This window comes from Duganella sacchari (assembly GCF_900143065.1).
Classification (GTDB): domain Bacteria; phylum Pseudomonadota; class Gammaproteobacteria; order Burkholderiales; family Burkholderiaceae_D; genus Rugamonas; species Rugamonas sacchari.
Window position 1 is genome coordinate 95,219 of the sequence record NZ_FRCX01000010.1, and the last position, 12,923, is coordinate 108,141.

The window sequence follows — 12,923 nt, forward strand, 5'->3', positions numbered from 1 at the left end:
CAGCGTGTTGAGCAAACATTTATTCTATCTGACCAGCGACCAGCTGTGCGCCTACCTGTGGCAGGGCGGCCGCCTCACGGGCGGCGCCTGCTTTGCCAACGACCGCGCCGGCATCGATGATTTCATGGACTACGTCGACAGCCACCGCGCCTCGCCGGTTTATATCCTGGCCGACCTGATCGAGGAGGATTTCCAGCGCGTCACCGTGCCCCATGTGCGCGGCCGCGCCGGCCGCACGCTGCTGCAGCGCCGCCTGCTGCAGCAATACCGCGAAACGCCATTCCGCCACCACGAAGTGCAGGGCCGCGAAAGCACCGGCCGCCGCGACGACCAGGTACTGCTGTCGGCGCTGACCAATCCAGCTTCGGTGCAACCGTGGGTGGAAGCGCTGGAGCAGCTGCAGCGGCCACTGGCAGGCCTGTACACCACCACGCTGCTGAGCGAGGAGCTGGTCTACAAGCTCAAACTGCGCGACCAGCACCTGCTGCTGGTGACGCAGCAGTCGGCCGGCTGGCGCCAGAGCTACTTCCAGCAAGGCATGCTCAAATTCTCGCGCCTGACCCCGGCGCTGGACCGCGACGGCCAGCCCGTCAACATTGGCATGGAAACGGCCAAGACCCAGCAGTTCCTGACCAGCCAGCGCCTGCTGGGCCGCGGTAATGTGCTGCAAACCGTGGTGGTCACGCCTGCGGCCGCCACCGCCACGCTGGACCAGCAATGCGAAGACGGCGCCGAAACCGAATTCCATTTCCTGACGCTGGAATCGGTGGCCGAACGCACTGGCCTGAAAACCGGTGACGGCCGCGCCGGCGAAATGTCGCGCCACCTGGCCGAGCCCATGCTGCTGGCCTTCCTGGCCCGCCGCACGCCGGAAAGCCATTACACGCTGGGGCCGTGGCAGCGTTACTTCAAGCTGTGGCGCGCGCGCGTCAACCTGTATGCGATCAGCGCCATCATGGCCACCTGCTGCGCGGTATGGACCGGCACCAATCTGTGGCAAGAACACGAAGCCAATAATGACAGCACGCGGCTGACCGCGGAAGCGGCGCAGTTTGACCGGCGCTACCGCGACACCATGGCCGAAATGCCGCCGCGCGTGACCACCACCGCCAATATGCGGGCGGCGGTCAACGTCGAGCGCATGCTGGCCACGCAGGCCGCGACACCGCTGGGCATGGCCACCGTGGTCAGCCAGGCGCTGGAAGCGTCGCCGCAAATCCGCTTGCTGCAGCTGGACTGGAAAGTCATGGCGCCGGCTGCCAATGCGCCCGCACCCGGCCAGGACGAAACGCAGGCGCAGCCCATCTCGTCGCTGGTGGCCGGCATTCCGCAGCGCGCACCACAGGGATTGGCCCTGGAAGCCGAAGTGCTGACCGCAGAAGATGATTATCGCGGCGCCGTCGACCGCATGAACGAGTTTGCCCTGGCGCTGGCCAAACATCCGCGCATGACCGTGGAAATCGACAAGCCGCCGGTCGATGTGCGCTCCTCGGTCAAGCTGGCCGGCAAAGCAGGTACACAGGTCGTCAGCAACGGCCATGCAAAATTCACCTTGAACCTGGTGTGGAAACCATGAACGCCAATCCTGTCCCTGGCAAAAAACCTGCCGCCGCCAAGGTCGCACTGCCCTACTGGCTCGCGGAGTTTGCCTTGATACGCACCGCAGTGCTGGCCCTGGTGGCCGCGCTGACGATTTCGCTGACTGGCGTCTTGCTGAGCGAATGGAAAAAACAGGAGGCCAGCGAACACCTCGAGCAAAGCCAGCGCACCCGCGATGCCGCGTATTCGCGCTATGCGCAGGTGGATACCGAGAAGCGTGACATCCGCAATTTCCAGCAGCGCTATGTCGATTTGCGCCGGCGCGGCCTGATCGGCGACGAGCGGCGGCTGGAATGGCTGGATGCGATCCGCCAGACCCAGGAACAGCTCAAACTGGCGCCGTTGAGCTACGAGATCGAACCGCAGCAGCCAGTCCAGCTGGATGCGCCGCTGGATCTGGGTGAGTTCCAGCTGCGCGGCAGCCGCATGCACCTGCACATGGAGTTACTGCATGAACTCGATCTGTTCAATTTCTTGCAGAATCTGCGCGACAACAACTTCCTCGCGGTGCAGGACTGCGCCATCAAGCGCCTGGGCGTCGTGGCCGGTGCACCCGGTGCGGCCACGCTGGGCGCCGACTGCACGCTGAACTGGATCACGCTGAACACCGCGCCCAAAGCACCAGCCCTGGCGGCCGCCGCGCCTGCGAAAGGCAAATTATGATGCGCGCTGCGTCATTACTGCTGGCCATGGTGATCGTGCTGCCGCATGCTGGCGCCCAGATCAGCATGGGGCGTCTGTTCTCCACCCCGGCGGAACGTGCCACCATGGAAGCGAGCCGTGGTGCCAGCGCCACGCTCGCGCCCAACTCCCAGGGTCAGCAACCCGCCCCCGGTACGCCGGGCGGACCAGCCACGCCACCCGGCATGCCAGCACCGGATGCCACCGGCGCCGCGCCAGTGGCGTCCGCCGCGCCGCTGTCGGCCCTGACCATGAATGGCGTTTTGCGCAGCAGCGGTAATCGCACGACCGTGTGGCTCAACGATCAGCCGCAACCCGGTATGCGGCAGCAGTTGCAGCAGCGCGCAGACAGCGCACTGCTGACGGTAACGCTGCCTTCCGGTAAAAAAATCGTGCTCAAGCCTGGCCAGCGTTTCGACCTCAATGAAGGCCGTATCAAGGATGTCAATGAGCCCTAAGTTTATGTCACGCCGCCAGGCCGGTTTCACGCTGGTGGAAATCGCCATCGTGCTGCTGATTGTCGGCCTGCTCATCGGCGGCATGATCGCCCCACTGAGCTCACAGATGGAGCAGCGCCGCATCAGCGACACCCGGCGGACAATGGATGAGGCACGCGAGGCCCTGTTCGGCTACGCACTGCGCAACGGCTACCTTCCTTGTCCGGCGATCTCCTCGTCCAACGGGCTGGAGGACCGGACCGGCAATGTCTGCAACAAGCGCTATGGTTACCTGCCATGGGCCGCACTCGGCATCGGCAGGCTGGATGGCTGGAACCATCTGATGGGCTATACCGTGACACCGGCGTTTGCCGATTCGGGCGTCCTCTTCACCCTGAAAACCCCACGCGACATTACCATTGCCACCCGGGCCGCCAACGGCCAATTGACTGCGGCGACCGACATCAACGACATCCCGGCCGCCATCATCTCGTTTGGCCGCAACGGCTACGGCGCCACCAGCGACCAGAACTCGATCATTGCCGACAGCGGCGCCGGCAACATCGACGAGAAGACCAATCTGCAAAGCAGCGGCAACGCCCTGATCGCCCGTGACGTCAGCGACGACCCACGCGCGCCAGGCGGCGCTTTTGACGACATGGTGCTCTGGATTTCACCGAACATCCTCTACAACCGCATGGTCGCGGCGCAGCGTCTGCCATGATGCCGGCGTTGACCATCGCCCGCTACACCCTGCTGGAAGCCCTGCGCAACCGGCTGCTGTGGCTCGTGCTGGTGATGGCCGCCGCTGCGGTGGCAGTCAGCGGCTTCCTCAACGAACTGGCGTTGACCGAAAGCCGCCAGCTGCAGGCAGCGCTGCTGGGCGCCGTGCTGCGCCTGGCCGCCGTGTTTTTGATCGCCACCTTTGTCGTCACCAGCATGGCGCGCGAAGCCAGCGACAAGGGACTGGAACTGCTGCTGGCGCTGCCCCTGTCGCGCGCCGTCTACCTGTTCGGCAAACTGGCGGGCTTCGGTGCGCTGGCCGCCTTGCCGGCGCTGCTGTTTGGCGCGCTGGCCCTGTTTTTTGCGCCGCCCGCGCAAGCCGCGCTGTGGGCCTTCTCGCTGCTGTGTGAATGCTGGATCGTGGCCGCGTTCAGCGTGCTGTGCATGCTGACCTTGAGCCAGGTCCTGCCCGCACTGGCGGCGGCGTTGTCGTTTTACCTGCTGGCGCGGGTCATCGCGACGCTGCAGTTGCTCGGGCACGGCGCCAGCACCGCGCACAGCAACGGGCAGCAGGCGCTCAGCACCGGCATCGATGGCCTGGCGCTGCTGCTGCCGCATCTGGACCAGTTCACGCGCAGCGACTGGCTGGTGTACCACAACGGCAGCGGCGCCGACCTCGCAGCGATCGCCACGCAGACCGCGATCTATGTCGCCCTGCTGGCCGCCGCCGCGCTGTTCGATCTGCACCGCAAGAATATCTGAGCCATGCCCGCCGCCCTGTCGCCAGCTCCGCGCCACGCCGCTGCCAACGCGGTTTCGCGCCGCGCGCCGCGCGCCGTACTGCTGGCCGTGCTGCTGACGCTGACCGCGCAGCTGCTGTGGCAGGCCAGCCGGCCAATAGTCCATGCGCGCGCGCAGGACCTGCCGCCCGCGCCCGCGCTGGCCACGCTGCAGCTGGCCGCGCTGGGCGATCCGGTCGCGCTGTCCAAGGCCACCATGTTGTACGTGCAGGGCTTTGACGAGCAGGCCGGCATCAGCATCGCCTGGCGCGATATGGATTACCGCACAATCATCGTGTGGCTGCAGCGCGTGCTGGACCTCGACCCGCGCGGCCAGTATCCGCTGCTGGCCGCCAGCGAAGTGTATGGCGGCGTCACCGATCCCGCGCACGCGCGCCTGATGCTGGACTTTGTCTACGCCCGCTTTGCCGAAGATCCCAACCACCGCTGGCCATGGCTGGCGCACGCGGCGCTGGTGGCCAGGCATCGCCTGCACGACCTTCCGCTGGCACGACGTTACGCCGCCGCCATCCGCCAGCAGGCCACCGGCGCCAACGTGCCGCCGTGGGCGCGCGAGCTGGAAATCTTCATCGCCGAAGACATGAATGAACTGGACAGCGCGCGCGCCCTCATTGGCGGCCTGCTGCGCAGCGGCCAGATCACCGATCCGCACGAACTGCAGTTCCTGTCCGACCGGCTGGACCAGCTCAATGCCGGCCACAAGCGCTAGGGCGCTTGCTATACTATGGGCATCAACACGAAAGGAGTTTCCATGCACACCGTCCCTGCACGCCAACGCGGCTTTACCCTGGTGGAAATCGCCATCGTACTGGTCATCATCGGCCTGCTACTGGGCGGCGTGCTCAAAGGCCAGGGGCTGATCGACAGCGCCCGTGTCAAGAACATCATCCAGCAATCGACGTCGCTGACGGCAGCCGTCAATGCCTACCAGGATAAATTCCGCGCCCTGCCCGGCGACGACCTGCAAGGCACGACCCACGCGCCGGGCGCCACCGGCAACGGCAATGGCGACGGCCAGATCGCCGAATACCTGCTGGCGCCGCAGCACCTGGCGCTGTCGGGCTTTATCACCGGTTCGTACAACGGCACCACCGACTTCATGACCAGCGCCCAGGGCGGCGCCGTCTACATCTACAACGACGTGGTGGCCGGCCGTGGCGGCAACGGCATTCGCCTCGACAACCTGCCCGACTCGTTTGCCGAGCAGGTGGACAGCAAGCTCGATGACGGCAAATACAACACCGGCTCGGTGCGCGCCACCAGCCCTTACACCAACAACGGCAGCGTCATCCAGCGCACCGCCGTGTTCTTCTAAAATTAAAAGCACGTCCGTACTTTTATTCGTTTAGAATAGCTGTCACCATCACCAGCGGGGAGACAGCATGTTTGAAGAATTCATGGGCACCAAGGCGGTGTCCGCGCGCCACCAGTTCGACACCGCCGCGCTGAACGCCTGGCTGCGCCAGCACGTGGCGGGCTATCCCGACGGCGAGCTGAGCGTCGAGCAGTTCAAGGGCGGCCAGTCCAACCCCACCTTCAAACTGGCGATCGGCGGCCAGCATTATGTGCTGCGCACCAAGCCGGCTCCGGCCGCCAAACTGCTGCCCTCGGCCCACGCCATCGAACGCGAATACCGCGTCATGGATGCGCTCAGCAAGAACGGCTTCCCGGCGCCGCGCCAGTACGCGCTGTGCACCGACGAAGAGGTGATCGGCCGCGCGTTCTACGTGATGGAGTTTGTGGAAGGCCGCGTGCTGTGGGACCAGTCCCTGCCCGGCATGACGCCGGCCGAGCGCGCCGCCATCTACGATGAAATGAACCGCGTGATCGCGCTGCTGCACAGCACCGACTACGCTGCAATCGGCCTGGCCGACTACGGCAAGCCGGGCAACTACTTCGCGCGCCAGATCGAACGCTGGAGCAAGCAGTACCTGGCCTCGCAGACCGACACCATCGAGGCCATGGACCAGCTGATCGCCTGGCTGCCCAACAACATCCCGCCGGGCGACGATACCGCCATCGTGCATGGCGATTTCCGCCTCGACAACCTGCTGTTCCACCCGACCGAGCCGCGCGTGCTGGCCGTGCTGGACTGGGAGCTGTCGACGCTGGGCCACCCGTTTGCCGATTTTTCCTACCACTGCATGAGCTGGCATATCGAACCGGGCAAATTCCGCGGCATCGCCGGACTCGACCTGGCGGCGCTGGGCATCCCGTCGCAGCAGGACTACATCGCGCGCTACGCCGAACGCACGGGCAAGACCATCCAGCTGGCCGACTTCAACTTCTACCTGGCGTTCAATATGTTCCGCCTCGCAAGCATCATGCAAGGCATCATGAAGCGCTATGTCGACGGCACCGCATCGAGCGCCCAGGCGCTGGAATCGGGCCAGATGGCGCGTCCGATGGCGGAGCTGGGCTGGTCCTACGCCTGCGGCAAGGCGATCTGATACGGCACGGTGTGGCAGCCGTGCGCCGTCTTGGACAAAAGCGCTTTCTGAAAATCCCTGCCTCAGCTACTATCGTGCTGCCAGCACCAGACTGAGGCTTGCCGCGTGCCAGAAACCAGACGTTCACCCCTGCCTTCCATCCGCTCGCAGATCGCGCTGCTGGTCCTGGCTTGCGCCCTGCCGACGCTGATCGCGTTCGGCGCCCTGGTCAGCCAGTTTTACACCCGCGAGCGCAATTCGCTCAAGGAAGACACGCAGCAGGAAGCGCGCGCGGTGGCCGCCGCCATCGACCGCGACCTGGTGCAAAGCGAAGGCGCCATCACGGCGCTGGCCTCCTCGCCCAGCCTGCGCAGCGACGATCTGGCCGCGCTGCGCCTGCAGGCTGGCGCCCTGCTGAGCCCCCAGTTTCCCGCCTCCCAATTTGTGTTGAGCGAAGCCAGTGGCAAAGTCCTGCTCAATGTCGGCGCGCCGCTGCCCGAGACGCTGACGTCGGCCAATAACCAGCGCCGCCTGAAACCGCTGTTCGATCACGGCCGGCCGCAGATGACGGTGGTGATGGTGGAAGGCAGCGCGCTGCTGGCCATCGATGTGCCGGTGTTCCAGGACAGCCGCGTCACCCATGCGCTGACGGCGCTGCTCAAGCCGGACCGGCTCAGCAAAATCCTCAAGGACGAACACATCACGGCCGACCAGGCCATGACCCTGTTTGACGCCGACGGCAATATCGTGGCGCAGGCGGGCGGACCACGCCTGCTGCTGGGCCATGCCGCCGATCCGGAGATGCGCAGCTACCTGAGCAAGGCGCAAGAGGTGCTGCTGGAAACCAATGACGCGCAAGGCACGCCGATCTATCTGGGGCTGAGCAAGGCCCCCGTCAGCGGCGCTGCAGTCACCATCTCCACGCCGCAAGCCCAGGCCACGCAGGAACTGGTGCAGGCGGTGGTGCTGATCTCGCTGACCATGGCGGTGGTGTTGCTGGCCGGTTTTTCGCTGGCGTGGTCGGTGGGCGGACGCATCGCGCGCTCGGTGCGCGAACTGGTGGGGCCGGCGCAGGCGCTGGCCGGCGGCGAGCCATTCGTGATGCCGGCAACCACCTTCCAGGAAGCCGACATGGTGGCCCACGCGCTGCGCACGCTGCAAGGCGATTTGCAGCGCAACAGCCAGCAGCTGGAAAACCTGGTGGTCGAACGCACCAGCCAGCTCGAGAAAAACCGCACGCAGCTGGAAACCCTGTATGCCACCGCGCCGGTCGGCCTCAGCTACGTCGATGCGGAATTGCGCGTGGTCCGCATCAACGACTACCTGGCCGCGTTGAACCAGCAGAAAGTGGTTGCCCACCTGGGCCGCCACATCGGCGACATGATTCCCGACAACGCCGTGCGCAACGGCGTGCTGGAAGACTACCGCGTCGTGCTGGCGACCGGCAAGCCGCTGACCGGCATTGCGCGCACCGGCTATCCGGCCTCCTCGCCCGACCAGCTGCACCACTGGATTTTGAGCTACTACCCGCAGTTTGGCGGCGACGGCCAGATCATCGGCATCACCGCGCTGCTGCTCGATGTCACCGATCACAAGCGCGTGGAAGCCGAACTGCAGCATTCGCGCCAGCTGCTGCGCTCGGTGGTGGAAAACATGCCGGCCATGATTTTCCTGAAACGCGCCGAAGACCTGAGCTACGAAATGTTCAACCGCCACGGCGCCCAGATGTACGGCCTGGGCAACAGCGAGCAGCTGATCGGCAAAACCGACTTCGACATCGTGCCGGCCGAGCAGGCCAGCGCCTACAACGCGGCCGACCGCGCCGTGCTGGCCTCGCCGCAGAATGAAGTCACGGTAATCGCCGAGGAAGCGTTCACCACGCCCGAAGGCCACACCCGCTACCTGACCACGCGCAAGGTGGCGCTGCGCGACGAACACGGCAACGCCACCCATGTGCTGGGCATGGCGCTGGACATCACCGACCGCAAGCAGGCCAAGGAAGTGCTGCGCGCCACCGCCGAACGCCTGGCCGAGAGCGAGCATTTCGTTCGCACCGTGACCGACAACCTGCCCGGCATGGTGGCCTACTGGGATGCCGGACTGCGCTGCCGCTTTGCCAACCGCTTCTTCCTCGACTGGCACAGCATGAGCTATGAGCAGATGATGGGCGCCCATATGCCGGAAGTGGTGGGCGACCAGCAATTCCAGGAAGGCGCCGCCTACGTCAAGGCAGCGCTGAACGGCGAGGCACAGGGGTTTGCGGGCCGTTTGCAGTGGCCATCGGGCGATACCAGCCACACCTGGGTCAATTACATCCCGGATATGGACGCCACGGGTTCAGTTAAGGGTTTCTTTGTGCTAGTCTCCGACGTGACAGAATTGAAAGAAACGGAGCTGGATTTGCAGGAACTGAACGAGGAACTCATCGTCGCGCGCGACCGCGCGGAAGCAGCCAGCCGCGCCAAGAGCGAATTCCTGGCCAATATGAGCCATGAGATCCGCACGCCCATGAACGCCATCATCGGCCTCGCGCGCCTGCTGGAAGAGGCGCCGCTGGCCCCGCGCGAGCGCGGCTATCTGCACAAAATCCAGTTTGCCACGCAATCCCTGCTGAGCCTGGTGAATGACGTGCTGGACTTCTCGCGCGTGGAGGCCGGCCAGCTGGTGCTCGAGCATGCCGGCTTCAATCTGCAGCACATCCTCGACAGCATCAGCGTCATGCTGAGCGGCAGCGCCAGCGACAAGGGCATCGAACTGGTGTACGACATCGATCCGGCCATGCCGACCGAACTCGCGGGCGACCCGATGCGCCTGCAGCAGGTGCTGCTCAACCTGATCAGCAACGCCATCAAGTTCACCGCCCAGGGCGAGGTGGTGCTGTCGGTGCGTCCTGCGCCCGGCTCGGCCAAGCCGGGCGACCTGGCGCTGCTGGTGGACTTTTGCGTACGCGACACCGGCATCGGCATCGCGGCCGACCAGCAGGCCGGCATTTTTGACGCCTTCTCGCAGGCCGACAGCAGCACCAGCCGCAAATTCGGCGGCGCCGGGCTGGGCCTGGCCATCTGCCGCCAGCTGGCGGACATGATGGGCGGCGCCATCAGCGTGCGCAGCGAGCCGGGACGCGGCGCCGAATTCCTGTTCGCCTGCCCGCTGGAATGCACCACGCCGTATGCCGCCGCGCCGACGCCGCCGGCCGCCAAATCGCTGTCCGTGCTGATTGTGGACGACAACGCCAGCGTGCGCCAGGCGCTGCACGCGGCCGGCAACAGCTTTGGCTGGCATGTGGCCTGCGCCACCGGCGCCGAACAAGCGCTGACCCTGCTGCAAGAGCGCACCCGCATCGGCCGTCCCTATGATTTGCTGCTGCTCGACCGCGACATGCCGGGCACCGACGGCCCCGCCATGCTGCGGCAGTTGCCGCCCGACTTTGCGCTGCCGCCGGCCTTGCTGATGACCTCGGAACACCGCGCGGCAGGCGCCGCCCAGCAGTCGGCCGACCTCGGCCTCGCCGGCGTGCTGGCCAAGCCCGTCAGTCCGGGACGCCTGCTGGAACGCGTCAGCGCGTTGCTGGCGGGCGACCAGGCCGCGGCCGGCATCATGTCGCAGCTTGAGCACGTGCCGCTGCAAGGCCGCCTCAACGGCATGCGGATCCTGCTGGTTGAGGACAATGAAATCAACCAGGAGGTGGCGCAGTACATGCTGCTGCATGCGGGCGCGTCGGTGGAGGTGGCAGCCAATGGCCAGCTCGCCGTCGACCTGCTGGCCGCCGCGCCCGAGCGCTATGATGTGGTGCTCATGGACGTGCAGATGCCGGTCATGAACGGCTACGACGCCACGCGCGAAATCCGCCGCCTTGGCTTGCTGACCCTGCCCGTGATTGCGATGACCGCCAACGTGCTGGAAGACGACCGCCGCCGCGCATCGGAAGCGGGCATGAATGCCCATGTGGCCAAGCCCATCGATGTGGAAGAGCTGATCGCGGTACTGACGCGGCTGGTCACGATCCGCGACGCCACGCGCGAAATGGTCGCACCGGTGCCGGCCAAGGCGCCGCCGTCCGCGCCGACGGCCACGCTGATGCCGCCGCTGTCGCCGTTGCCGGGCATCGATGTGGAAGCGGCGCTGGGCCGCCTGGGCGGCAATTATGACGCGCTGATTTCCCTGCTCAAGCGCTTTGAACAGTCGCAAGGCGGCTGCGTGGCCGAAGTACGGCGCCTGTTGGCCGTCCAGCAGCGCCAGCAGGCGGCACAGGTGCTGCACCGCCTGCGCGGCGTGGCCGCCAACCTGGGCGCCAGCGATGTCGCCCGCCTGACCGCCGCCGTGGAGGCGGTGCTGCACGATGCGGGCGCCGATACGCTGGCCGTGCCGGCCGCGCTGGGCCGGCTGGAACAGGCCATGGAACTGGTCACGCGCACCGCGCGCGGCATCGCCCTGCCGGCGCAGGAAGTTCCATCAAGCAACACTGTACCGGCCAATTTGGCGCAAAAACTGGCGGAGTTAAAAGGTTTGCTTCAGAATAACAATCTGAAAGCATTAGAACATTTCCGGGCATTACGTCCTGCGCTGGCTTCCGCCGAGCAGGCGCAGGCCTTGAGCGAAGCGGTGGAAACGCTCAATTTCAAGGCCGCACGTCAGATGGTGGAAGCTATGTTGCAGCGAAAGGAAAGTGCATGAGTTGGACCGACCTGGCCAGGAATGGACGCATACTCGTGGTGGATGACGCCATGGAAAACATCCAGATCCTGCACCATGCGCTGCGCGAAGAGCACGAGGTGCTGTTCGCGCTGGACGGTGAGCAAGCCGTGCAGATTGCGCTCGACCAGCAACCGGACCTGATCCTGCTGGACGCGGTGATGCCCGGCATGGACGGCTATGACGTCGTCGCGGCGCTGCGCAGCTCGCCCCGGTTGCAGGATATTCCCGTGATTTTCGTCACCGCGCTGAGCCAGCCCGAAGATGAAACGCGCGCGCTGGAAGCGGGCGCGGTGGACTTCATCAGCAAGCCATTCAATGTGGCCGTGGTGCGCGCGCGCGTGCGCAGCCAGCTGACCATCAAGCGCCAGGGCGACGCCATGCGCGAACTCAGCATGACCGATGGCCTGACCGGCGTGGCCAACCGCCGCAACTTCAACGATACCGTCGATGCCGAATGGCGGCGCTGCGCACGCGCCGGCCTGCCGCTGTCGGTCATCATGATCGACATTGACCACTTCAAGCTGTACAACGATCACTACGGCCACCAGGCCGGCGACGTCTGCCTGCAGCAGGTGAGCGCCGCCATGAAGCGCTGCGCCTCGCGTCCACAGGACATGCTGGCGCGCTACGGCGGCGAGGAGTTCATCCTGCTGCTGCCGCAGGAAGGTCCTGACGGCACCGAAGTGGTGGCCAACCGCATTCTTGAGGAAGTGCGCAAGCTGGCGTTGCCGCACGCGGCCTCGCCGACCACGCCGCAAGTCACGCTGAGCATGGGCCTGGCAACCGCGCATCCGCCGCTCGACAGCAGCGACCCGAGCGCCCTGATCCGCACCGCCGACGCCAATCTCTACCGCGCCAAGCGGACCGGCCGCAACCGCTATTGCTCGGACACGAACTGATCAGGCCGGTGTCCTACCCCTGATTGACCAGCGTCATGCTGATCGCAGTCCACCACTCCCCTGCCGAGGTATCGGCCATGCGGCGCTCGTCGTTGGCACTGCCGGAACTGGAGATCCAGTTCAGCGACCACATGGTTGACCTGGTCCGGGAGGGCGTCGATCTGGCAATATGCCTCGGCCCGCTTCTCGACAGCGCAACCGAGGTTGCCAAGCCGCGGGGCGTGCAGCAGGCCATGCTGTGCGCGTCCCCGGCGTATCTGGCGCAGCACGGCAGCCTGCAAGCGCTGGCCAACCTTTCCCGGCACAGCTTTCAACTGCACCATGTCACGCCCGGGGAAACTGCGCGCGCAACATGGCGTGGGTGTTGGGGCGGCAGCGAAATCCTTGTTTTCGTAGGGCGGAAGGACCTAGCCCGGACCAGGCAGCACCACCACCTGCAGCCGCCGGCCATGCCCATCCATGGCCTTGCGCAGGCTGTCGAGATGGCGCTGGGGCACGCGCAGGCCGCGTAGCCGCTGCACACCATCATTCTTACCGTGCACTAATGACGCTTCCTCATCTGGACATGGCACACGATGTGTCCGGTAATTGCCGACAGTTTGATCCAGGTCATATTTTTGTTACTTCGATCCAATTCATACTAGCAACACACCATATGAA

Annotated in this window: 11 protein-coding genes; 10 read left to right on the forward strand and 1 reads right to left on the reverse strand. The window is 65.5% G+C overall.

The window, feature by feature from the left end:
• Positions 1–4 precede the first annotated feature (4 nt).
• From BUA36_RS21650 to BUA36_RS21695, 10 genes are all read left to right on the forward strand, one after another.
• Positions 5–1,576: a hypothetical protein gene (locus BUA36_RS21650; RefSeq protein ID WP_072787406.1), complete on the forward strand. Its 1,572-nt coding sequence runs from the start codon at positions 5–7 to the stop codon at positions 1,574–1,576.
• The gene (locus BUA36_RS21655) at positions 1,573–2,262 is read left to right on the forward strand and encodes a hypothetical protein (protein ID WP_072787540.1); all 690 of its coding nucleotides are present in this window, start codon (positions 1,573–1,575) and stop codon (positions 2,260–2,262) included. Before BUA36_RS21650 ends, BUA36_RS21655 begins: the two co-directional genes overlap by 4 nt.
• Positions 2,259–2,738 (forward strand): hypothetical protein, encoded by a 480-nt coding sequence (locus tag BUA36_RS21660; RefSeq protein WP_139260660.1) that lies wholly within the window; start codon positions 2,259–2,261, stop codon positions 2,736–2,738. Before BUA36_RS21655 ends, BUA36_RS21660 begins: the two co-directional genes overlap by 4 nt.
• The gene (locus BUA36_RS21665) at positions 2,728–3,441 is read left to right on the forward strand and encodes a prepilin-type N-terminal cleavage/methylation domain-containing protein (protein ID WP_072787408.1); all 714 of its coding nucleotides are present in this window, start codon (positions 2,728–2,730) and stop codon (positions 3,439–3,441) included. The genes BUA36_RS21660 and BUA36_RS21665 overlap by 11 nt, the downstream gene beginning before the upstream one ends.
• Positions 3,438–4,202 carry an ABC transporter permease gene (locus tag BUA36_RS21670; RefSeq protein ID WP_072787409.1) on the forward strand — a complete coding sequence of 255 codons (765 nt, stop codon included), beginning with the start codon at positions 3,438–3,440 and terminating at the stop codon, positions 4,200–4,202. The genes BUA36_RS21665 and BUA36_RS21670 overlap by 4 nt, the downstream gene beginning before the upstream one ends.
• A 3-nt stretch (positions 4,203–4,205) precedes the next feature.
• Positions 4,206–4,949: a hypothetical protein gene (locus tag BUA36_RS21675; RefSeq protein WP_229255776.1), complete on the forward strand. Its 744-nt coding sequence runs from the start codon at positions 4,206–4,208 to the stop codon at positions 4,947–4,949.
• A gap of 42 nt (positions 4,950–4,991) precedes the next feature.
• Positions 4,992–5,555, forward strand: coding sequence for a prepilin-type N-terminal cleavage/methylation domain-containing protein (locus BUA36_RS21680; protein ID WP_072787410.1), 564 nt, complete (start codon positions 4,992–4,994; stop codon positions 5,553–5,555).
• A gap of 67 nt (positions 5,556–5,622) precedes the next feature.
• The gene (locus BUA36_RS21685) at positions 5,623–6,690 is read left to right on the forward strand and encodes a phosphotransferase (RefSeq protein WP_072787411.1); all 1,068 of its coding nucleotides are present in this window, start codon (positions 5,623–5,625) and stop codon (positions 6,688–6,690) included.
• A 105-nt stretch (positions 6,691–6,795) separates the two neighbouring features.
• Complete coding sequence (locus BUA36_RS21690) at positions 6,796–11,343, forward strand: PAS domain-containing protein (RefSeq protein ID WP_072787412.1); 4,548 nt, start codon at positions 6,796–6,798, stop codon at positions 11,341–11,343.
• On the forward strand, positions 11,340–12,263 hold the full coding sequence (locus tag BUA36_RS21695; protein WP_072787413.1) for a diguanylate cyclase domain-containing protein: 924 nt from the start codon (positions 11,340–11,342) through the stop codon (positions 12,261–12,263). Before BUA36_RS21690 ends, BUA36_RS21695 begins: the two co-directional genes overlap by 4 nt.
• Positions 12,264–12,670: 407 nt before the next feature.
• Here the strand turns inward: BUA36_RS21695 and BUA36_RS31470 are convergent, their stop codons facing one another.
• Complete coding sequence (locus tag BUA36_RS31470) at positions 12,671–12,805, reverse strand: hypothetical protein (RefSeq protein WP_267875118.1); 135 nt, start codon at positions 12,803–12,805, stop codon at positions 12,671–12,673.
• Positions 12,806–12,923: the final 118 nt, after the last annotated feature.

Excerpts from the sequence above, each read along its gene's own strand:
- BUA36_RS21655 (WP_072787540.1), top strand. The coding sequence starts at position 1,573 with ATGAACGCCAATCCTGTCCCTGGCAAAAAACCTGCCGCCGCCAAGGTC.
- BUA36_RS21660 (WP_139260660.1), top strand. The coding sequence starts at position 2,259 with ATGATGCGCGCTGCGTCATTACTGCTGGCCATGGTGATCGTGCTGCCG.
- BUA36_RS21665 (WP_072787408.1), top strand. The coding sequence starts at position 2,728 with ATGAGCCCTAAGTTTATGTCACGCCGCCAGGCCGGTTTCACGCTGGTG.
- BUA36_RS21695 (WP_072787413.1), top strand. The coding sequence starts at position 11,340 with ATGAGTTGGACCGACCTGGCCAGGAATGGACGCATACTCGTGGTGGAT.
- BUA36_RS21670 (WP_072787409.1), top strand. The coding sequence starts at position 3,438 with ATGATGCCGGCGTTGACCATCGCCCGCTACACCCTGCTGGAAGCCCTG.
- BUA36_RS21675 (WP_229255776.1), top strand. The coding sequence starts at position 4,206 with ATGCCCGCCGCCCTGTCGCCAGCTCCGCGCCACGCCGCTGCCAACGCG.
- BUA36_RS21680 (WP_072787410.1), top strand. The coding sequence starts at position 4,992 with ATGCACACCGTCCCTGCACGCCAACGCGGCTTTACCCTGGTGGAAATC.
- BUA36_RS21685 (WP_072787411.1), top strand. The coding sequence starts at position 5,623 with ATGTTTGAAGAATTCATGGGCACCAAGGCGGTGTCCGCGCGCCACCAG.